A 20,161-nucleotide genomic window follows, 5' to 3' on the forward strand; every position below is an offset into this window, starting at 1 on the left:
ATGGCGGGCGGTTCATGTTCGAGCCCCGGATGCCGCACACAAATATCGCGCAGCGTCCAGAACATCCACCCTCCCCCAGCCTTCGGCCGGGGGTGCCCCCAACTCCCCTGCCCCCTCCGTATCCGTGGGGCGACTGACGGCCGGAGGGTGGTGAGGAGGCGGTCCGGGGTCGCCGCACATGCCTTACCCGACGCCCACGGCCATCCCGACGCGCGTGCTGATGCCGGCGGAAGGGTGAGCGGTCCACTGTCGTGAGCGGGTTGTCTGCGCCTGCGGCGGGCCGTGTCGCCGCCCGCCCTCCCTCCCCCAGCCTTCGGCCGGGGGTGCCCCCAACTCCCCGCCCCCTCCCTATGCGTGGGCGCCTGACGGCCGGAGGGGGTGAGGAGGCGATCCGGGGTCGCCGCACACGTCCTACTCAACGCCCACTCCATCCAGTTCGATGCCGTCGACAAGGTGAGCGGGAGCCGGTTTGGCTGCTCGCCGAAGGACAGAGGTGTGGCACCTCCCCCGCAGGGGTTGCCTGCGTCACGCGAGCGCGAGGGGCCAGGGCCCCTGGCCACCGGTGCGCGACTCTTGCTCGGCCTCGCGCCGGGGAACTCCCTGCTGGAGGCAGCTTCCAGCGGTGCTGGCAGGGGTGGCCCCCCATTACCCCCCTCCGGCCGTTGGTCGCCGAACGATACGGAGGGGGCAGGGGAGTTGGGGGCACCCCCGGCCGAAGGCTGGGGGAGGGTGGGCGTTCTGGACGCTGACGTGTATTTGTTGTGCGGCGCAGACGGCACAACAAGTACCGCCCGCCATGCACATAAATATGCGGTACAGAATGCCCAGCCCCGGAGGCCCCGCCCCCGGCCCACCACGAACCGCGCGAGGCCCGCACCAACCGCGCCGGGCAATCGGGAGGGAGGGCGGGGGACAGCCCGCCGCAGGCGCAAACAACCCGCACACGAGCAACCGGCAGCAACAACCGACCCCGGTCCAACCGCGCTACGCGCGCCGGGCGGGCGCGGGCCCGGCCGGGGCGAGGGCGGCGGCGAGCACGGCGGGCGCCTCGGCGAGGGACGGGCCGTACCAGGTGAGGTGACGGCCGCTGACCAGCGCCGCGGGTATCTCCGGGAACGCCTCGGGCCCGTCGTCGGCCGTGAACCGGTACGGCTCGTCGGGCAGTACGACGAGGTCCGCCCCGCTGCCGGTGAGCTCGTCGACCGGCACCCGCGGATACCGCTCCTGGTGGTCGCCGTAGACGTTCTCGACCCCCAGCCGGGCCAGCAGGTCGCCGGCGAAGGTGTCCCGGCCGAGCACCATCCAGGGGCGGCGCCAGACGGGGACGACGGCCTTGCGGGGGTGGGCGGCGGGCCGGAGCGACGCCCAGGTCTTCTCCGCGGCGTCGAGCCAGGCCGGGCGCGGCAGCCCGCAGGCCTCGACGACCACGCGGTGCAGTTCCCGGAAGGCCTGGGGAAGACTGCGTACCTCCGTCACCAGCACCGTCAGCCCGGCCGCGCGCAGCGCGTCGAGGTCGGGCGCGCGGTTCTCCTCCTCGTTGGCGATCACCAGGTCGGGAGCGAGCCGGACGATCTCCGCGATGTCGGGGTTCTTCGTGCCCCGGACCCGCGTGACGCGCAGGTCCGCCGGCTGGTTGCACCAGTCGGTGGCGCCCACGAGCAGGGCGGGCGCCGTGGTCGCCACCGCCTCGGTGAGCGAGGGGACGAGGGAGACCACACGCCGTGCGGGGCCGGAGTCGCGACGGGTCATGTCCCCACCGTATCGATCCCCGCCGGACGGGGAGGGCCGGACGGCGCGGCTCCGGCACCAGGGAGGGGAAGTGCCGGGTGCCGCGCCGTCCGGGGCCGGGGTCCGGTCAGCCGACCGGGGCGAGCCGGTCCGTGAGACCGGGGTGGGCGTCGAGCCAGTCGCGTACGCCGTCCTGCTCGTGGCCCTGGCCGGCCTTGTGCACGGCACCCTCCAGGCCGGTGAGCTCCTTCTCGCTCAGTTTGAAGTCCGCCAGCCACTTCGCGACCTTCGGCTCGTCGCCGGCGAAGCCGTTGCGGGCGAGGGTGTGGATGCCGTCGCCCTTGCCCCAGGCGCCGAGCGGGTCCTTCAGCTTCTTGAGGCTGTGCTCGCTGTAGGCCCAGTGCGGGGACCACAGGGTCACCACGACCGGCTCCTTCGCCTTCATGGAGCGGTCGAGCTGGGCGAGCATGCTCGCGGTCGAGCCGGTGGTGACCTTGTACTCGCCCTGCAGCCCGTACTTCTCCAGCACCGTGTCGTTGAGCATCTTCATCATCCCGGCGCCGGGCTCGATGCCGATGATCCGGCCGCCGAACTGCTTGCCCTTGCCCTTGAGGTCGGCCAGCGAGTCGATGCCCTTGACGTAGGAGGGCACCGTCAGTTCGAGCGAGGTGGGGCCGTACCAGGAGCCGTAGTCGTCCAGCTCGTTCTTGTACTTCTCCCAGTACGACCGGTGCGTGACGGGCAGCCAGGAGTCGGTCTCGAAGTCGACCCGTCCCGCGGACATGCCGGTGTAGAGGGCGCCGACGTCGTACTGGGTGACCTTCGGCTCGTACCCGCGCCGCTCCAGCAGCTCCTTCCACAGGTAGGTGGAGGCGATGCCCTCGTCCCAGGGGATGTAGCCGATGTCGACCTGGCGGCCCTTGCCGACGTCGTCGGCCTCGGGGACGGCGGTCCTCTCGTCCCCGCCGCCGAGGACGCCCATCCCGCCGGCGGTCAGCGCGAGGGCGACGATGCCCACGACGGCGACGGAGGTCTGCGGACGGTACTTCCACAGCCGCGCTCCGCGCGGGGAGGCGGCCGCGGCCATGGCGCGCCGGCCCAGCGGGGAGACGCGGGCGCCGAGGGCGCCGGTGACGCGGTCGAGGTACATGGCGAGGATGACCACGGACAGGCCCGCCTCGAAGCCGAGGCCGATGTCGACCTGGCTGATGGCGGTGAAGACGGAGGCGCCGAGGCCGCCGCCGCCGACCATTCCGGAGATGACGACCATGGACAGCGCGAGCATGATCACCTGGTTGACGCCCGCCATGATCGTGGGGAGCGCGAGCGGCAGTTGCACCCTCAGCAGGGTGCTGCGCGGGGCGGTGCCGAAGGCCTCCGCGGCCTCGACGAGCTCCTCGTCGACCTGCCGGATGCCGAGTTCGGTCATGCGCACGCCCGGCGGCAGGGAGAAGACGATGGTGGCGATGATGCCGGGCACCTGGCCGACGCCGAAGAAGAAGATGCCGGGGATCAGGTAGACGAAGGCGGGCATCGTCTGCATGAAGTCCAGCACTGGGCGCAGGGCGGCGGAGACGGTGCGGTTGCGCGCCGACCAGATGCCGAGCGGCACGGCGAGCACGATGGTGATCACGGTGGCGACGAGCACCAGGGACAAGGTGTCCATGGCCTCGTCCCACTGCTGCACGGAGACGACGACGGCCAGACCCGCGAAGGCGAGCACCCCGGCGGTCAGGCCGCGCAGCCACAGCGCGAGGACCGCGAGGATCCCGGCGAGCAGCAGCGGTGCGGGGGCCTGCAGCACGGCCTCCAGGCCGTCGTACATGCCGGAGACGACGGCGCTGATGACGTCGAAGAGTGGGCCGAAGTGGTCGCGCAGATAGGTGACGGCGCTGTCGGTCCAGTCGCCGAGGGGCAGCCTAGGCACGCGCCGCCTCCTTCCGCGGCCGCGCCGGCACCCCGGGCGCGGCGGTCGGGGCCGCGTGGGCCGTGTCGCCGGTGCAGGGGGTCACCGGTCCGTCGTGGTCGCCGAGCGCCGCGAGCAGCCGCTGCCTGTCGATGACGCCGACCACGTCGCCGGCCTGGTCGCGGACGGTCACGGGGTGCGGGACACGCGCGCTGACCGGCAGGACGTCGGCGAGCGGGGTGCGCGGGGCGACCGTCTCGCAGCGGCAGTCGCCGGCGTCGGGACGCTGCGGCGGCTCCATGACGGTGCCGGCGGTCAGCACGCGGGAGCGGTCGACGTCGTGCACGAAGGAGCTGACGTAGTCGTCGGCGGGGCGCAGCAGGATGTCCTCGGGGGTGCCGACCTGGACGATGCGCCCGTCGCGCATGACGGCGACGCGGTCGCCCAGCCGCATGGCCTCGTTGAGGTCGTGGGTGATGAAGACGATGGTCTTCTTCAGGCTGCGCTGGAGTTCGAGCAGCTGGTCCTGCATGTCGCGGCGGATCAGCGGGTCCAGCGCGCTGAAGGACTCGTCCATGAGGAGCACGTCGGCGTCGGTGGCGAGCGCGCGGGCCAGGCCTACGCGCTGCTGCATGCCGCCGGAGAGCTCGTCGGGCCAGGAGTCGCCCCAGCCCGACAGGCCGGTGAGTTCCAGGGCCCGCGCGGCGCGCTTCTCGCGTTCCCTGCGGCCCACGCCCTGCACCTCCAGGCCGTACGCGGCGTTCTGGAGGACGCTGCGGTGCGGGAAGAGCGCGAAGTGCTGGAAGACCATGCTGATGCCGTGCGAGCGCACGCGGCGCAGTTCGCGGGGGCTGAGTGCGGTGAGGTCCCGGCCGTCGAAGAGCACCCGTCCCGCGGTGGGGGGATTGAGCCCGTTGAGCGTGCGCAGCAGGGTGGACTTGCCCGATCCGGACAGGCCCATGACGACGAAGATCTCGCCCTCGCGGACGTCGAAGCTCGCGTCGATCACCGCGGCGGTCGTGCCGCTCTCGCGCAACTCCTCGCGTCCGGTCCCGGCCTCCAGACGGCGCACGCCGTCCTCGGGATCGGCACCGAACACCTTGTACAGATGCTCTGCCTGCAGCCTGTACACATACACCTCACGTGTCGTAGGGAGGGCGACCGGCTGCCCCCGCACGCTGGTCGCGGAGCGCTCCTGTCCCGCTCCGGGACGGCGGCTGCCCCGACCCAAGCGGAGCAAACCGTTCCGTGACGGAGGTCACGGTGGCCGGGGTGTCGGCGGCGTGCGGCATCATCGGCGTGTGACTCGACGCCTGATGCTCCTGGACACCGCCAGCCTCTACTTCCGCGCGTACTTCGGCGTACCCGACTCGGTGCGCGCGCCGGACGGCACGCCCGTCAACGCGGTGCGCGGGCTGCTGGACTTCATCGCCCGCCTGGTCGCCGACCACTCCCCCGACGACCTGGTGGCCTGCATGGACGCTGACTGGCGGCCGCAGTGGCGGGTGGATCTGATCCCCTCGTACAAGGCGCACCGCGTCGCCGAGGAGGTGCCCGGCGGCTCGGACGTCGAGGAGGTGCCGGACACCCTGTCGCCGCAGGTCCCGGTGATCGAGGCGGTGCTGGACGCGCTGGGCATCGCCCGGGTGGGCGTCGCCGGCTACGAGGCGGACGACGTGATCGGCACCCTGACGGGCCTGGCGCCGGGGCCGGTGGACATCGTCACGGGCGACCGCGACCTGTTCCAGCTGGTGGACGACGCCCGCGGGGTGCGGGTGCTGTACCCGGTCAAGGGCGTGGGCGCGCTCGACCTGGTGGACGAGGCGTGGCTGCGCGCCAGGTACGGCGTGGGCGGACCCGGCTACGTGGACCTGGCGCTGCTGCGCGGCGACCCGAGCGACGGCCTGCCGGGCGTGCCGGGGATCGGCGAGAAGACGGCGGCCAAGCTGCTGGACGCGTACGGCGACCTGGCCGGGATCATGGCCGCCGCCCACGACCCCGCGTCCAAGGTCACCCCCGCGCAGCGCAAGCGGCTGCAGGAGGCCGCGCAGTACGTGGCGGTCGCGCCGAAGGTGGTGCGGGTGGCCTCCGACGTGCCGCTGCCGGAGTTCACCCCGGAGCTGCCGCGCGAGCCGCGCCGGCCCGAGGAACTGGCCGCGCTGGCCGAGCGCTGGGGGCTGGGCGGCTCGCTGCAGCGGCTGCTCAGCGTGCTGGGGCCGGAACGGGCCGGGTGACGGCGAGCACGTCGCGGTCGGGCTGGAGGGTGAGGCCGACCGTCGGTCGGATCTCCTCGTCGCCGGTGTCCAGGTGGAAGCGGCTGCCGAGGGTGGCGAGCACGATCACCGCCTCGACCATCGCGAAGCGCGCCCCGAGGCAGGCCCTGGTCCCCCCGCCGAAGGGGAACCAGGTGTGGTCGGTGATCGCGTCGGGCGCCCCGTCCAGCCAGCGCTCGGGGCGGAACTCGTCGGGTTGCGGCCAGCGGCGCGGGTCGCGGTGGGTGGCCCAGGGGCTGATCCAGACCTGGGTGCCGGCCGGGACGGGCTCCCCGCCCAGGGTGGCGCCCTCCTCGGCGACGGCCAGGTTGAGCCAGACGGTGGGCCGCAGGCGCAGGGTCTCCTTCACGACGGCCTCGGTCCAGCGCAGTCGGGCGTAGTCGTCGAAGCCGGGGGTGCGGCCGCCGAGCACCCGGTCCAGTTCCGCGGTGAGCGCCTCACGCGCCTTCGGGTTGCGGGAGAGCAGGTACCAGGCCCAGGTGAGCGTGGTGGCGGTGGTCTCGTGGCCGGCGTTGTAGAGGGTGACGGTCTCGTCCCGGATCTCCTTGTCGGTCAGCGGGACGCCCGCTTCGTCGACGGCGGTCAGCAACCGGCTGAGCAGGTCGTCGCGTTCGCCGCCGGCCTCGCGGCGGGCGGCGACGATCCGGGCGACCTCGGCGTCGAGGGTGTCGACGGCGGCCTTGAAGCGCAGCCGCCCCGGGGTGCGGAACCAGTCGGGCAGCATCGCCCCGAGGCCGCGGAACTCGGCGCCCATCTGCTGCTGGGCGACGTCCATGCAGCGCCCTATGACCTCCTCGCGGACGGCGGCGTCGGTGCCGAACACCGTGCGCACCGCGATGCGCTGGGTCAGTCCGGTCATCTCGCGGCGGATGTCGATCCGTTCGCCGCCGCTCCAGCGCTCGGCCACCTCCCGCGCGCAGTCGGCCATCGTCGCCGCGTAGGCACGCACCTGCTTGGGCCGCACCGAGGGCTGGACGAGGGACCGCTTGCGGCGCCAGTCGGCGCCCTTGGCCACCACGACCCCCTCGCCCATGAGGTAGCGGAAGGACCATCCGAGATCGGGCAGCGAGAAGGTCGACTCGCGGGCCGACAGCAGTTCCCCGATGAGTGCGGGATCATTGAGGAAGCGCGCGGGAGTGCGGCCCATGGCCCAGGTGACCTGCCCGGCCCCGCACTCGCGGAGCGCGGTGAAGAAGGCGAGCGGGTCCTTGGCGAACTGCGGGAGGTTCCCCAGCAGCGGCACCCCGCGGGGTCCTGCGGTGATCGCGGTGGCGGTGTCGGAACCCATGTGCGCAGGCCTCCCGGGTAGCGTCTGATCGCGTCCGTCCCATCAAAATCGGCGAACGGCGGATCGGAACCGGTGATCGGAGATCTCGTGATCTTTCCGAGACCGGGCTGCGCAGGACGGCGCGGATGGATTAGGCTTGCCTAACTTGATGCGAGGAGTGTGCTCATGGCAGACCGTCCGGTGCGCAGGAAACCGCAGCTCAACCGCGCGCGGGTGCAGCACGTGGAACGGCTGACCCCGCACATGATCCGCGTGGTGCTCGGCGGTGAGGGCCTCACGGGTTTCCCCGTGGGCGAGTACAGCGACCACTACATCAAACTGCTCTTCCCGGCCGAGGGCGTGCGGTACCCCGAGCCGTTCGACATCCAGCGGATCCGCGCCGACTTCCCCCGCGACCAGTGGCCGCGTGTACGGACGTACACGGTGCGCCGCTGGAACGCCCAGGCACGCGAGCTGACGGTCGACTTCGTGTACCACGGCGACGAGGGCCTGGCCGGCCCGTGGGCCGCCCGCGTCCAGCCCGGCGAGGAGGTGCTCTTCCTCGGCCCCGGCGGCGCCTACGCGCCCGACTCGGCCGCCGACTGGCATCTGTTCGTGGGCGACGAGAGCGCGCTGCCGGCGATCGCCGCCTCGTTGGAGCGGCTGCCCGAGGGCGCTCCCGCCCGGGTGTTCGTCGAGATCTCCGGCCCGGGGGAGGAGCAGAAGCTCTCCACGCCCGGTGACGCCGAGGTCGTCTGGGTGCACCGCGGTTCCGGCCGGGTCGGCGAGGAACTGGTCCGTCTCGTGGCCGGGCTGGAGTTCCCGCCGGGTGACGTGCAGGCCTTCGTCCACGGCGAGGCGGGCTTCGTCAAGCGGCTGCGCCACCTGCTGCGGGTCGAACTCGGCGTACCGCGCGAACGGCTGTCGATCTCGGGTTACTGGCGCACCGGTCACGACGAGGACGGCTGGCAGGCCTCCAAGCCGGACTGGAACCGCCGGATCGAGGAGGAGCAGGAGACTCCGCCGCAGGCCCTCGCCTCCTGACGTCGCGTCGCCGTGCACGCCGGCGACGAACGCTCCGTACGGCGTGCCCGGAGAGCCGCTGCGCGCACGTCGGTCGGTGCTGGGACACTGGCCACATGGCCGCACCCGAACCCGAACCCGCCCCGCTTCCGGGCCTGATGCCCGAGGCGCAGCCGGCCGGGGAGCGTCCGCGTGTCCTCTGCGCCGACTGCCACCGGCCCCTGAGCGCGCACGACGCCCGGCTGTGGGGCCGGGGCCGCGGCTGCCGGCGCAAGCACGGGCTCGAGACGGCCCCGCGCATCGGACGCTTCGACGTCGAACAGGACCGGCTGCCGGGTATGTGAAGCCCCGCCGCACCGGGCGGCGCGGCGAGCTCCTACGGTTCAACCGTGCAGCCCACACACCGCTGTCGCGTGACCGACGACCTCACCGTGGACCGCCTCGCCCCTGCCCTCGTGCCCACGGCACAGGTCACCGGCCCCCTGGGAGGCCGGAAATGACACAGCGTGGGGAACGCGCCGCGGGCGCGATCGTCGGATCGGCCGTCGGCGACGCGCTCGGCGCGCCCTTCGAGTTCGGCCCGGAGGGCGCGTTCTCCGCGCGCTTCCCGGAACCGGGCACCGCCGGCGAGATGTGCGGGGGCGGCGGCTGGGATCCCGGGGAAGCAACCGACGACACGCAGATGGCGGTGCTCGTCGCCGACTCCCTTCTGGAACGGGGCACGCTGGACCTGCCCGACGTCTTCGCGCGCTTCGTGCGCTGGGCGGCCGCCGACCCCAAGGACATCGGTCTGCAGACGGAGGCGGTGCTCACCTCCGGCGCCCCCTGGGACCTGGCCGCGGCACTGCACTTCCGGACGCATCACCGCGCCGCCGGCAACGGCGCCCTCATGCGGGCCGCGCCCGCCGCCGTCCACTTCGCCGGACACGGACGCCCGGCCTCGCTCGACGCCGCGCGCGGGATCGCCGCCCTCACCCACGGCGACCGCGCCGCCTGGGAGGGCAGCGCGATCCTCCACGACCTCGTACGGGTCGCCCTCGACGGCGGCGATCCCGTCGCGCCGGCGGTCGTGGCCGACGCCCTGGCGCAGGTGCCGGAGCCCTTCCATGAGCGGTGGGCCGCCGTCCTCGCGCCCGACTGGCACCCGGGCCTGGCCACGGAGTTCAACGGCGCGGTCTGGCCCTGCCTCGGCTCCGCGGTCTGGGCCGTGCGGACGACCGGGGGCTTCGAGGCCGCGCTGCGCGCCGCGGTCGACCTGGGCGGCGACACGGACACCGTCGCCGCCGTCACGGGCACCCTCGCCGGCGCGGCCCACGGCCTCGCCGCCGTGCCGGGCCGCTGGACGGCAGCACTGCACGTACCGATGCCCGGCACGCCGGGGCGCGTGCTGCGCCACGCCGACCTGGTCGCCCTGGCTGCCCGGCTCACCGGGGACTGACCCCCGGGCCCCGTCACCCCGCCGACAGTGCCTCGGCCGTGCGCCGCAGGGCGGCCAGGTCGCCGTCCGGGCAGCCGGCGACGCGCAGCGCCGCGTCGGCGGTCGCGCGGGCGAAGGCGGCCGCGTCGGGGATCGGGCTGTCACGCCGGATGAGAATGACGCCCTCGATGAGGCCGAAGACGAGGTCGACGCGGACCGCGAGACCGGCGGGGGGCAGCGCGGCGCCCGGGGCCGTCGCGGCCAGCAGGGCGGCGTACGCGGCCTTCAGTTCGTCCCGGACGGCACGGAAGCCGCCGAAGCGCCCGGCGCGGACCTCGGGGAGCAGGTAGAGCGCGCCGAGGTTGTGCGTGCCGCCGCACAGCAGGGCCACGTCCGCCCGGCACAGCGCCCACAGCCGCGCCTCCGCGGGGGCGTCCGTGCGGGCGACGAGCGAGTGCGCGAGGTCCAGGGACGGGCGGACGGTGCCCTCCAGGAGCGCGGCGAGGATGTCCTCCTTGCCGGCGAAGTAGTGGTACATCGAAGCCTGCCGCATCCCGGCGCGCTCGGCGACGGCACGGGTCGTGGTGGCCGCGTACCCCTGCGTGGTGAAGAGTTCGGCCGCTGCGGTCAGGAGTTCCTCGCGGGCCGTCAGGCCGCTGTCCGGCCGCGCCTGCGCACGCGGGCGCCCGACGCGCCGTCCCGTGGTGCTCACACGCCGATCCTCGCACAACCGCCCCGGCGCGGTGCGCGGTCGGCCCTGGGTGCTTCGGGGACGGACGCGACCGGGCGCGCCGCGCGAGGGCGGCGCGCCGCGGTCGTCAGCCCACCGAGGAGTACGCGACGACGCCGCGGAGCAGTGCGTCGACGGCCTTGCGGGCGTTGCGGCGCACCGGGCTGCCCTCGGGGGCGGCACCGGCGATCTGGCCGAGGACGTCGATGAGCTGCTTCGTCCAGCGCACGAAGTCGCCGGCCGGCATGTCGACGTCGCGCAGCACCGCGTCCAGGCCGTGCCCGGAGGCCCAGCGGTGGGCCGCCCAGGCGAAGCCGAGGTCGGGTTCGCGCTGGCCGACGCCCTCGGCCTGGTTGATGCGGTGCTCCTCCTCCAGGGCGTCGAGGCGGCCCCAGATGCGGACCATCTCGCCGAGCGCCTGCTGGGCGCCGCCCGACGGCAGCCGCGGCGGCATGGCGTCGTCCGCGGAGCGGGACTCGTAGACCAGCGCGGAGGCGCAGGCGGCGAGGTCCGCGGGACCGAGGTCGTCCCACACGCCGTCGCGGAGGCACTCACTGGCCAGGAGGTCGAGCTCGCCGTAGAGCCGGGCCAGCCGGCGGCCGTCCGCGGTGACCTTGCCGGCCTCGAGGTAGCCGAGGTCGGTGAGCAGGGCGCAGATGCGGTCGAAGGTGCGGGCGATCGTGTTGGTGCGGCCTTCGATGCGGCGCTCGAGCTGCTTGGTGTCGCGCTGCAGCCGCTGGTAGCGCTCGGCCCAGCGGGCGTGGTCCTCGCGCTCGTCGCAGCCGTGGCAGGGGTGCGCGCGGATCTCGCTGCGCAGCCGGGCGATCTCGGTGTCGTCCGCGGCGGCCGAGCGCTGGCGGCGCTGCCGCTGCGGCGCGATGCCGGCCGTACCGGCCTTGGAGCGCATCGCGGAGGCCAGGTCGCGCCGGGACTGGGGGCTGCGCGGATTGAAGGACTTGGGGATGCGCATCCGGTCCAGCGCCTCGACCGGCACCGGGAAGTCGATCTGTGCGAGCCGCTTGACCTGCCGCTCCGCGGTGAGCACCAGCGGGCGGGGGCCGTCGTGGTGGAACTGGTCGTGCCGGTTGTGGTGACCGGGGCTGCGGCCGGCGGGCACGCCCGGGTCGAGGACCAGGGCCAGGCCGGCGAACCTGCCGGCCGGGACGTGGATGATGTCGCCCGGGCGGAGCTTCTCCAGCGCTTCGGCGGCGGCCGCCCGGCGCTGGTTCGCGCCCTGCCGGGACAGGTCGGCCTCGCGGTCCTTCAGCTGCCGGCGCAGCGACATGTACTCGTCGAAGTCACCGAGGTGGCAGGTCATGGAGGCGCGGTAGCCGTCCAGGCCCTCCTCGTTGCGCTGCACCTGGCGGGAGATGCCGACCACCGAGCGGTCGGCCTGGAACTGCGCGAACGAGGTCTCCAGCAGCTCGCGCGAGCGGTGCCGCCCGAACTGGCCGACGAGGTTGACGGCCATGTTGTACGAGGGCTTGAAGGAGGACCTCAGCGGATAGGTGCGCGTGCCGGCCAGCCCCGCCAGGTGGACGGGGTCGAAGCCGCGCTGCCACAGCACGACCGCGTGGCCCTCCACGTCGATGCCGCGGCGTCCGGCACGGCCGGTGAGCTGCGTGTACTCGCCGGGGGTGACGTCGGCGTGGGTCTCACCGTTCCACTTGACGAGCTTCTCCAGGACCACCGAGCGGGCGGGCATGTTGATGCCCAGCGCCAGCGTCTCGGTGGCGAAGACGGCCTTGACCAGGCCCTTCACGAAGAGCTCCTCGACGACCTCCTTGAAGGTCGGCAGCATGCCGGCGTGGTGCGCGGCGATGCCCCGCTCCAGGCCCTCCAGCCACTCGAAGTAGCCGAGGACGTTCAGGTCCTCGTCGGGGATGGACTTGGTGCGCTCCTCGACGATGGCGCGGACCTTGGCCCGGTTCTCCTCGTTGTTGAGCCGCAGGCCCGCGTAGAGGCACTGCTGCACAGCCGACTCGCAGCCGGCGCGGCTGAAGATGAACGTGATCGCGGGCAGCAGCCCTTCCGCGTCCAGCCGCTCGATGACCTCGACGCGGCTGGGCGTCCAGATCCTGCGCTGCTGGCGGCGCTCCCGCTCGCGGTCGGCCTCGCGCACCTTGCCGCCGCGCCGGTCGCGGCCGTTGAAGGAGCGCTGGTTCTCCATCCGGGCCAGCCGCACCAGGTCGGGGTTGACGGCGCGCTGCGCGCCCGGGCCGGCGCCCCGCTTCTCCTCGAACAGGTCGTACATCCGGCGGCTCGCCAGGACGTGCTGCCACAGCGGCACCGGGCGGTGCTCGGAGACGATGACCTCGGTGTCGCCGCGGACGGTGTCGAGCCAGTCGCCGAACTCCTCGGCGTTGGAGACGGTCGCGGAGAGCGAGACCAGGGTCACGGACTGCGGGAGGTGGATGATGACCTCCTCCCAGACCGCGCCGCGGAAGCGGTCGGAGAGGTAGTGCACCTCGTCCATGACCACGTAGCCGAGGCCGTCGAGGGCCTGGGAGCCCGCGTACAGCATGTTGCGGAGCACCTCGGTGGTCATGACCACGATCGGCGCGTCCCCGTTGACGCTGTTGTCGCCGGTCAGCAGACCGACCCGCTCGGCGCCGTAGCGCTTGACGAGATCGGTGAACTTCTGGTTCGACAGCGCCTTGATCGGGGTGGTGTAGAAGCATTTGCGGCCCTCGCCGAGGGCCAGGTGGACGGCGAACTCGCCCACGATGGTCTTGCCGGAGCCGGTGGGTGCCGCCACCAGCACGCCCTTGCCGGCCTCGAGGGCCTGACAGGCCTCGATCTGGAAGGGGTCCAGCCCGAAGTCGTACAGCTCGCGGAAGCCCGCGAGTGCGGTGGCCTGCTCAGCGGCGCGGAGCCGGGACGCGGCGTAACGCTCGGCGGGAGACATCTCGTCGTTCATCTTGAAAACGAGACTACCGGGCCGCACTGACAGTCGACATGATCTTTTTGCCGAAGCAAAACCCACGGCGCGGGAACCGGGCGTGTCGTGGGATCCCACCCCCCGCGAACCCGCCCCGCACCCGTGCACCCGTGCACCCGTGCACTCGCGCCCTTCGCTCCGCGCGCCGCCCCGCGGGCGGCTCAGATCATCACGGCGATGTACTCCGCCACCAACGGGACCTTGAAGGCGTCCCTCACCCCTGCCAGGCCGCCGGGCACGCCCTGCCGGGGCTTGACGATGTAGCTCTGGGTGGCGCTGGGCTGCCACGCGTCCGAGAAGTCGAGGGCCGGGCCCAGCCCGGGGTCGTACTCCTTCTGCCGGCGGTGCGCCTCGACGATGCCGGTCCTGCTGAGGTCCTTGGCCCCGCACGCCGACTTCAGGTCCTGGACGGCCACGGCCATCGAGTTGTGCCCGGTCACCAGTCCCTGGTCCAGTGGGGACCCCGGGTAGCGGCGCCGGTAGTCGGCGACGAGCTTCCCGGCCTCGGGCGCGTCGCTGCTCAGCGCCGGGGTGGGGGCGACGAGCTCCAGCATCTTCAGCAGCGCCGGCGCCGCGGGGGTCTTCAGCAGCCGCGGGTCGAAGCCGACGGCGCTGCCGAGGAACGGCACGTCGAGTCCGATCGCGGCGGCGGTGCCGACCGCCGAGGCGGTCTGCGGGGGGCTGGTGCTGATCAGGACGGCCTTCACACCGGACTCGGCGAGTTCGCGCACCTCTCGCGACAGGTCCTCGCGGGTGTCCCCGACCTTCTTCTCGACCAGGGTCAGGCCGCGCTTGTCGGCGACGAACCGGGCCCCGCGCCGCGCGTTGCTGCCGTAGTCGCCGTCGAGGTAGAGGTAGCCGATCCGGTCGCCGCGCCCGAGACCCCGGGTCTCGACGAGGTACTCGAAGCCGTTGACCATGTCGATGTCGTACGTGGTGTTGATCGTCGTCAGGGTGTGCTGGCCGAGCAGGTTCGAGGAGTAGCCCAGCGACGTCGTCATCACGTCGTCGTTGGTGATGTTGTCGAGCAGGACGTTGATGATCGACGAGCCGAGCAGACCCGGCATCGCGGCGATCCTCGGTTCCATCTCGTTGTACTGGACGACGGCCTTCTCGACGTCGTATCCGTGGTCGCGGACGAGCAGCTTCAGCTTGCGGCCGCACACCCCGCCCGTGGCGTTGACCTGGTCGACGTACAGCTTCTCGGCCTGCAGCACGGAGCGGCCCAGGGGGCCGTACGGGCCGGACAGGTCGGTGAGGACGCCCAGGGTGATGGTGGAGTCGGTGACGCCGGGCCCGGTCGTCACGCCGTTGGCGTCGACCGGGCCGTCGTCCGCGGTGGTACCGGTCTCCCCGCCGCAGGCCGTGAGCACGCAGGTGAGGGCGGCGGTGAGGACGACGGTGGACCTGAGGCGCTGTTTCCGGGTCACGGTGTGCTTGCTCCTGGGGGTGGGACCGCGGGCGACCGCCGCGGGCGCGGAGGCGGCCACCGCCGCGGGGCCGGTGGTGCGGGAGCTCCATGGGAAGAGACCGAGGCCGGTTCGGCGAGGGGCGGGGGCGTTTCTGGTCGCGGTTCCCAACGGCGGCGGGGCGCGGCTGTGCAGCGGCACCGCCCGTACCGTCCCGTAGACCGTGTCTTCGGTGATGTGTGGGTTCCGTCCGGACGCCGGTCACGTTTGCGTCACCTGCCTTCCGGGCGGGGCTACCAGCCGGTAGGAATGCCCGTGCGAGAACCGCGCACCCCGCGCCCCGCGCCCCGGGAGCGCCCGGAGAGCCGAGAGGGAGGTCGGATGGCCAGCCCCGCGCCGACGCGTCCGATGCGCACCGCGAGCACCACGGGCGCCTCGGGCGCCTCAGGACGGGAGCACCACGACGTGCTGCGAGCCGCCGCGCTGCAGGTGCGCGGGCAGGTGGGGCCGGTGGCGGCGCACATCGTCGAGCGGATCCGGGACCGGCACCCGGCCTACCGGGAGCCCGCGCTGGCCCCGTCCGGGTTGCTGGAGGAGACCGAGGGGTCGGTCGCCGCCGTCCTCGACTCGCTCGCCGATCCGGGGCGTTCCGCGGTGTCCGCCGAGTACCTGTCGTGGGTGGGGGAACGCCGGGCCTGGCAGGACTTCCCGCTGGAGCCGATGATGGGCGCCTGCCGTACGGCCGGTGACGCGCTGTGGCTCGCGCTGGTCCGGGCCGGGGAGGGCCAGGGGCCCGCGGGGACGCGGCTGATCGCCCGCGCGGCGGCGGAGGTCTGGGACCTGTTCGAGCGGGACAGCCGGCTGATGGCCGACGCCTACCTGCGCGCCCGGGGCGAGGTGACCTTCCACCGGCAGCGCGGCCGCAGGGCGCTGGAAGGCCTGCTCGCCGGGCGGGTGGACGCCACCGGCATCGCCGAGGCTGCGGACGCCCTGGGCCTGCCCGAGCACGGCCGCTTCGCGGTCGCCGTCGTCCGCGGCGCCGCCGGGACCTCCCTGCCCGTAGTGCGGCAGAGCACGGTGCCCGCCCGGGTGCGGGTGCACCGGGCGTTCCCGATCGGCGGCGAGGTGCTCCTCGCCGACCTGGACGTGGGCGACCTGACGCTCGGTGACTTCGCGGCCGCGCTTCAGGTGCCCGCCGGGACGCGTGCCGGGCTGAGCCCGGAGGTGGACCGGCTGGGCGCGGTCGGCCATGCCAGGGAACTCGCCGAACTCGCTCTGCGCACCTGCACCCGGGACGGCGAGGTGGCCGTCCTCGACCGCCGCTACCCGGCCGGGCTGCTCGCCCGCCGCCCGGACGTCGCGAGCGAGGTCGCCGTCGCGGTGCTGGGCGGGCTGCGGGAGGTGGAGGCCGCGGAGGCCGGCGTGCTCCTGGAGACCCTGGAGGCGTGGCTGGAGGCCGGCGGCTCCGTCGAGAAGGCCTCGGCCGCCCTGTTCTGCCACGCCAACACCGTGCGCCGGCGGCTGCGGCGGCTGGACGAGCTCACCGGCCGCTCCGTGGCGCGGCCCCGCGACGTGGTGCACCTGGCACTCGCCCTGGACGCCGAGCGGATCTCCGCGGCGCACGGCCCCCGGCCGCCCCGGTGACGGCGCGTCCGCAGACCCGGGACGAGGCGGCCAGGGAGCTGCTGCGAACGGCGGCGCTGCGCATGAAGGAACGCGTCGGCGAGCTCTCGGAGCAGGTCACGGCGCGGCTGCACACCGAGGTCCCCGGCTTTGTGGACCACGCCGGCGACCCCGACTGCTCCCTCGGCGGCTTCGCGACGATGATCACCATGCACCTGGACCGGCTCGTCGACCCGGAGCGCGACGCGGACGCGGCCCGGTACATGCGCGAGGCCGGTCGGCGCCAGGCCGCGCAGGGCATGCCGCCGGAACTGCTGGCGCACGTCTTCGCCGTGGGCGGCGCGGTCGTGTGGCAGGGACTCGTCGACACCGTCGCCGCGCACCACCCCGGCGGCATCCCGCTCATGGTGCACATCGCCCCGCGGATGTGGGGGTTCCGCGAGCGCACGGCCGCGATCCTGGCCGACGTCTACCAGGAGGGCCTGGGCGACGCCACCGCCGACGGCGGCGTCAGCAGGGCCGCCCGCGTGCTGGAGGCGCTGCTCGACGGGCGCACCGACAGCCTCGGCGTGCGCGCCGCCGCGCAGGCCCTGGGCGTGCCGGGCGACGGCCGTTTCGTCGTGGCGGTGACCAGCGTGCGGGCCTCGGCCTCCGGCACGCCCGGCGGCGACGCCTTCCCGGTGGGCGCAGGCAGCAGGGTGCTGCGGGTGCCCCGCGGCTCGGGCGAGGTCCTGGTCGTCCTGCTCGGCGACCGCTCCCCCGGGACGCTCGCCGCGCTCCTGGGCGCGGTCCCCGGACTGCGGGCCGGGGTCAGCCCGGTCGTACACGGCCTGGCAGAACTGCACCGGGCCCTGACACTCGCCGAACTGGCCCTGCCCACGTGCGCCTTCGACGGCGAGGTCGCGCTGTGGGAGGACCGGATGCCGACGGTCGTGGCCGCCGCGGACCGGCGGCTCGCCGGCGAGCTGGCCGAACACGTCCTCGGCCCGCTGCGGCGACTGCCCGACGAGGAACGCGAGTCCCTGCTGCTCACCTTCGCCACCTGGATGGAGTGCGACGGCTCCCCGCGCGCCGCGGCCGAACGCATGGACTGCCACCGCAACACGGTCCTCAACCGCCTGCGCCGCCTCGAACTCCTCACCGGGCGCCGCCTCGCCCACCCCCGCGACCTCGTCGACCTCACCCTCGCCGTCGACGTCCTGCGCTCCGCCCCCGCCGCCTGAGCGGGCCCGCCGCCGCGCGGTCAACTACCGCGCCGCCAGCAGCCGCAGCGCCCGCGGGACGGTCCGCGCGGTCAGCGGCAGGGGGCCGAGGGGCTCGCCGTCCGCGTAGCCGGTGATGCCGTCGGCGGCGAGCGTGATCGCGGCGGCGCGGTGCACGGTCACCACGGGGTGGCCGAGATGGGTGCCGCGGTAGACCCGGGGGAAGACGCGCAGCAGCGTGCCGCGGCTGCACGGCCCGACCACGCAGATGTCGAAGCGCCCGTCGTCGAGTTCGGCACCGGCGCAGATCCGCATGCCGCCGCCGTACGAGGTGCCGTTGCCGACGGCGACGAGGGTGGCCTCGATCTCCTGCTCGGCGCCGTCGTCGAGGGTGATGCGGTACGGGATGGGGCGCAGTGCGGCCAGTTCGGCCAGCATCGCGATGTCGTAGCGGAGCCGCCCGCTGGGCCGGCGCATCCGGTTGCCGCGGTCGTTGACCCGGGAGTCGAAGCCGGAGGCGAGGACCGTGCCGAACCACCGTTCGCCCGCGCGGCCGAGGTCGATCTCGCGGACGGACTCCTCCTTCAGGGCCCGGGCGATCGCCTCCCCGGCGGCCGCGGGCTCGCGTATCGGAAGCCCGGTCGCCCGCGCGAAGTCGTTGCCCGTGCCGACGGCGACGACGCCGAGCGGCGTGCCGGTTCCCGCCACGGCCTGGAGGGCCAGCGACACCATGCCGTCGCCGCCGACCACGACCAGGGCCCCGGTGCCGTCCGCCACGGCCTCGCGTGCCCGCGCGAGGGCGTCCGCCGCGTCGGTGCCGACGACGGTGCGCACGCCGAAGCCCGCACGGCGCAGTGCGCCGGCGGCCGGTCCCACGGCGCCGGCGCCGCGTCCGCGGCCCGCGGTGGGGTTGGAGACGATGGTGATCTCGCTGGTCACGCGCGGACCCTACCCTGCGGTAGCCGAGCCGTCGAGATCACGGCCGCCCCTTCGTGCGCAGGGGCGGCCCCGGCCGGCGCGCGCCCCATGACAAGGGGGCCCCGCCCGGATGTCCGGGCGTGGCCCCCTCGGGGTTCCGCGGCGTCAGGTCGCGTCGTCGAAGTCGCCGGAGCGGCGTCCGTCCTCGACGGGTCCCGGCTGCTCGGGAACGGAGGCCGAGACACGCTCACCGGGGCCGATCGCCTCCGGGGTGAGGTCCAGCTCGGAGGCCTCGTCGTCGGAGAGGTCGGCGTCGGGGTTGCGCCAGCGCCGGCGCCGGTCGTTGAACAGTGAGAAGGCGACCGCGCAGAAGTAGAGGACGACGATCGGACCGGACAGGGCGATCATGCTGACCGGGTCGGTGGTCGGCGTCGCCACGGCACCGAAGACGAAGACGCCCATGACCACACCGCGCCACCAACCCGCCATGCGGCGGCCGCTGACCATGCCGACCAGGTTCAGCATGACCAGGAGCAGCGGGAGTTCGAAGGCGAGGCCGAAGACCAGCACCATGCGGATGGTGAAGTCCAGCACACCGTCCAGCTTCAGCAGGTTGGACGAGCCCTCGGGCGTGAAGCTGATCAGCACCTTGATGCTGACCGGCATGATCTTGTAGGCGAGGAGGGCGCCGCCCAGGAACAGCGGGAGCGCCGCGCCCACGAACATGTAGGTGTACTTGCGCTCGTGCCGGTGCAGGCCGGGGGCGATGAAGGCCCACAGCTGGTAAAGCCACACCGGGCTGGCGCCGATGACGCCTGCCATGAAGCAGACCTGCATCGTGAGGGCGAACGGCGCCGTCAGCGAGTCGAACGTGACGATGGCGCAGTTGCCGCCGCTGCTGACGACCCCGGGGCCGCACTTGGGCACCGGGGAGGCCAGGAACTCCAGGAGCTGCTGGCTGTAGAAGGCGGCGACGATCGCCACCACGACGATCGCGAGCACACTCTTGGCGAGCCGGTTGCGCAGCTCGCGCAGGTGCTCCACGAGCGGCATGCGCCCGTCGGGGTCCTTCGACGGCTTAACGCGGGCAGACTTGAGCAACCCAGGTCCTCATCTCACGCGGTGGCCGGCGTACCCGCCGGCGGCCCGTACCTGTGCCGTCGTGTCAGCCCTGCGTCTGGCGGGGCTGCTGGGTCTCGGAGACCGGGCGGGCGCTGTTGACGTCACCGGGCGCGGCCTGGATGGTCCTCGGCGCGGCCTGGGCGTCGGCGGGCGCGTCGGCCGGGGCCGCCTGCGGGGCGGCGGAGTCGTCCGACTTCATCGCCTTCGCCTCGCTCTTCAGGATGCGCATCGACTTCCCAAGGCCGCGGGCCATGTCGGGGAGACGCTTGGCCCCGAACAGCAGCAGAACGACGACAAGGATGAGGATGATCTCAGGGGCGCCGAGCCTGCCGAACATAAGCTTTACCTTCTCACCGAGGCGGCATGGGTTCTTGAGCAGCGGGCCCCGGGTCCGTGGACACGGTGTCCGCTCTGCCAGCGATCGTAACGTGCGGGGGTAAACGCCTGGCAATCCCCCGGCGTCCTTGCCGTTGCCACCCCGCCGCGCTCTTCCGGGGCAACCTCAGCAGCGTACCTTCCTGGACGAGGAAGGACGAGAGTGCGCCGGACAGCGCTTACCCGGCGTTTCCGGGCGCCCTCGGCGGCACGGCGACGACGGCGGG

Annotated in this window: 16 protein-coding genes; 6 read left to right on the forward strand and 10 right to left on the reverse strand. The window is 73.6% G+C overall.

Annotated features, from left to right (window positions below; genetic code table 11):
* Positions 1 to 984 precede the first annotated feature (984 nt).
* The 3 genes from B085_RS0140550 to B085_RS0140560 all read right to left on the reverse strand — a co-directional run bounded on the left by B085_RS0140550 (position 985) and on the right by B085_RS0140560 (position 4,766).
* Positions 985 to 1,749 (reverse strand): helical backbone metal receptor, encoded by a 765-nt coding sequence (locus B085_RS0140550; protein WP_018564321.1) that lies wholly within the window; start codon positions 1,747 to 1,749, stop codon positions 985 to 987.
* Positions 1,750 to 1,855: 106 nt separating this feature from the next.
* The gene (locus tag B085_RS0140555; RefSeq protein ID WP_018564322.1) at positions 1,856 to 3,655 is read right to left on the reverse strand and encodes an ABC transporter permease/substrate binding protein; all 1,800 of its coding nucleotides are present in this window, start codon (positions 3,653 to 3,655) and stop codon (positions 1,856 to 1,858) included.
* Positions 3,648 to 4,766 carry a quaternary amine ABC transporter ATP-binding protein gene (locus tag B085_RS0140560; protein ID WP_018564323.1) on the reverse strand — a complete coding sequence of 373 codons (1,119 nt, stop codon included), beginning with the start codon at positions 4,764 to 4,766 and terminating at the stop codon, positions 3,648 to 3,650. Before B085_RS0140560 ends, B085_RS0140555 begins: the two co-directional genes overlap by 8 nt.
* A gap of 184 nt (positions 4,767 to 4,950) precedes the next feature.
* On the opposite strand from B085_RS0140560, the gene B085_RS0140565 reads away from it, so the two are divergent.
* Positions 4,951 to 5,868 (forward strand): 5'-3' exonuclease, encoded by a 918-nt coding sequence (locus B085_RS0140565; protein ID WP_018564324.1) that lies wholly within the window; start codon positions 4,951 to 4,953, stop codon positions 5,866 to 5,868.
* Here the strand turns inward: B085_RS0140565 and B085_RS0140570 are convergent.
* Complete coding sequence (locus tag B085_RS0140570; protein ID WP_018564325.1) at positions 5,837 to 7,195, reverse strand: cytochrome P450; 1,359 nt, start codon at positions 7,193 to 7,195, stop codon at positions 5,837 to 5,839. The genes B085_RS0140565 and B085_RS0140570 overlap by 32 nt on opposite strands.
* 165 nt (positions 7,196 to 7,360) lie before the next feature.
* Here B085_RS0140570 and B085_RS0140575 point away from each other — a divergent pair, with 165 nt between their 5' ends.
* From B085_RS0140575 to B085_RS0140585, 3 genes are all read left to right on the forward strand, one after another.
* Positions 7,361 to 8,218, forward strand: coding sequence for a siderophore-interacting protein (locus B085_RS0140575; protein ID WP_018564326.1), 858 nt, complete (start codon positions 7,361 to 7,363; stop codon positions 8,216 to 8,218).
* Between the two features lie 95 nt (positions 8,219 to 8,313).
* Positions 8,314 to 8,541, forward strand: coding sequence for a DUF6011 domain-containing protein (locus tag B085_RS0140580; protein WP_018564327.1), 228 nt, complete (start codon positions 8,314 to 8,316; stop codon positions 8,539 to 8,541).
* Positions 8,542 to 8,693: 152 nt separating this feature from the next.
* Positions 8,694 to 9,635: an ADP-ribosylglycohydrolase family protein gene (locus B085_RS0140585; protein ID WP_018564328.1), complete on the forward strand. Its 942-nt coding sequence runs from the start codon at positions 8,694 to 8,696 to the stop codon at positions 9,633 to 9,635.
* A 13-nt stretch (positions 9,636 to 9,648) separates the two neighbouring features.
* Here the strand turns inward: B085_RS0140585 and B085_RS0140590 are convergent, their stop codons facing one another.
* From B085_RS0140590 to B085_RS0140600, 3 genes are all read right to left on the reverse strand, one after another.
* Positions 9,649 to 10,326 carry a TetR/AcrR family transcriptional regulator gene (locus tag B085_RS0140590; RefSeq protein WP_018564329.1) on the reverse strand — a complete coding sequence of 226 codons (678 nt, stop codon included), beginning with the start codon at positions 10,324 to 10,326 and terminating at the stop codon, positions 9,649 to 9,651.
* Between the two features lie 106 nt (positions 10,327 to 10,432).
* Entirely contained in the window at positions 10,433 to 13,264 is a 2,832-nt protein-coding gene (locus B085_RS0140595; RefSeq protein WP_018564330.1) for a DEAD/DEAH box helicase, read from the reverse strand.
* A gap of 182 nt (positions 13,265 to 13,446) precedes the next feature.
* Positions 13,447 to 14,715 (reverse strand): ABC transporter substrate-binding protein, encoded by a 1,269-nt coding sequence (locus B085_RS0140600; RefSeq protein WP_026251947.1) that lies wholly within the window; start codon positions 14,713 to 14,715, stop codon positions 13,447 to 13,449.
* A 360-nt stretch (positions 14,716 to 15,075) separates the two neighbouring features.
* On the opposite strand from B085_RS0140600, the gene B085_RS45305 reads away from it, so the two are divergent.
* Complete coding sequence (locus B085_RS45305; RefSeq protein ID WP_018564332.1) at positions 15,076 to 16,338, forward strand: PucR family transcriptional regulator; 1,263 nt, start codon at positions 15,076 to 15,078, stop codon at positions 16,336 to 16,338.
* Entirely contained in the window at positions 16,335 to 17,540 is a 1,206-nt protein-coding gene (locus tag B085_RS45310) for a PucR family transcriptional regulator (RefSeq protein ID WP_018564333.1), read from the forward strand. Before B085_RS45305 ends, B085_RS45310 begins: the two co-directional genes overlap by 4 nt.
* 24 nt (positions 17,541 to 17,564) lie before the next feature.
* Here B085_RS45310 and B085_RS0140615 read toward each other — a convergent pair whose 3' ends face one another.
* The 3 genes from B085_RS0140615 to tatA all read right to left on the reverse strand — a co-directional run bounded on the left by B085_RS0140615 (position 17,565) and on the right by tatA (position 19,896).
* Entirely contained in the window at positions 17,565 to 18,458 is an 894-nt protein-coding gene (locus tag B085_RS0140615) for a diacylglycerol kinase (RefSeq protein ID WP_018564334.1), read from the reverse strand.
* 144 nt (positions 18,459 to 18,602) lie between these two features.
* Complete coding sequence (gene tatC, locus B085_RS0140620; protein WP_018564335.1) at positions 18,603 to 19,490, reverse strand: twin-arginine translocase subunit TatC; 888 nt, start codon at positions 19,488 to 19,490, stop codon at positions 18,603 to 18,605.
* 112 nt (positions 19,491 to 19,602) lie between these two features.
* Positions 19,603 to 19,896 carry a Sec-independent protein translocase subunit TatA gene (tatA, locus tag B085_RS0140625; RefSeq protein WP_018564336.1) on the reverse strand — a complete coding sequence of 98 codons (294 nt, stop codon included), beginning with the start codon at positions 19,894 to 19,896 and terminating at the stop codon, positions 19,603 to 19,605.
* Positions 19,897 to 20,161 lie beyond the last annotated feature (265 nt).

This window comes from Streptomyces sp. BoleA5 (genome assembly GCF_000373665.1).
GTDB lineage: Bacteria > Actinomycetota > Actinomycetes > Streptomycetales > Streptomycetaceae > Actinacidiphila.

Bases quoted from the DNA above. Each gene is read 5' to 3' on its own strand.
- B085_RS0140575 (WP_018564326.1), top strand. From the start codon at position 7,361: ATGGCAGACCGTCCGGTGCGCAGGAAACCGCAGCTCAACCGCGCGCGG.
- tatC (WP_018564335.1), bottom strand. From the start codon at position 19,490: ATGCCGCTCGTGGAGCACCTGCGCGAGCTGCGCAACCGGCTCGCCAAG.
- tatA (WP_018564336.1), bottom strand. From the start codon at position 19,896: ATGTTCGGCAGGCTCGGCGCCCCTGAGATCATCCTCATCCTTGTCGTC.
- B085_RS45305 (WP_018564332.1), top strand. From the start codon at position 15,076: ATGGCCAGCCCCGCGCCGACGCGTCCGATGCGCACCGCGAGCACCACG.
- B085_RS0140585 (WP_018564328.1), top strand. From the start codon at position 8,694: ATGACACAGCGTGGGGAACGCGCCGCGGGCGCGATCGTCGGATCGGCC.
- B085_RS0140550 (WP_018564321.1), bottom strand. From the start codon at position 1,749: ATGACCCGTCGCGACTCCGGCCCCGCACGGCGTGTGGTCTCCCTCGTC.
- B085_RS0140570 (WP_018564325.1), bottom strand. From the start codon at position 7,195: ATGGGTTCCGACACCGCCACCGCGATCACCGCAGGACCCCGCGGGGTG.
- B085_RS0140580 (WP_018564327.1), top strand. From the start codon at position 8,314: ATGGCCGCACCCGAACCCGAACCCGCCCCGCTTCCGGGCCTGATGCCC.
- B085_RS0140565 (WP_018564324.1), top strand. From the start codon at position 4,951: ATGCTCCTGGACACCGCCAGCCTCTACTTCCGCGCGTACTTCGGCGTA.
- B085_RS0140595 (WP_018564330.1), bottom strand. From the start codon at position 13,264: ATGAACGACGAGATGTCTCCCGCCGAGCGTTACGCCGCGTCCCGGCTC.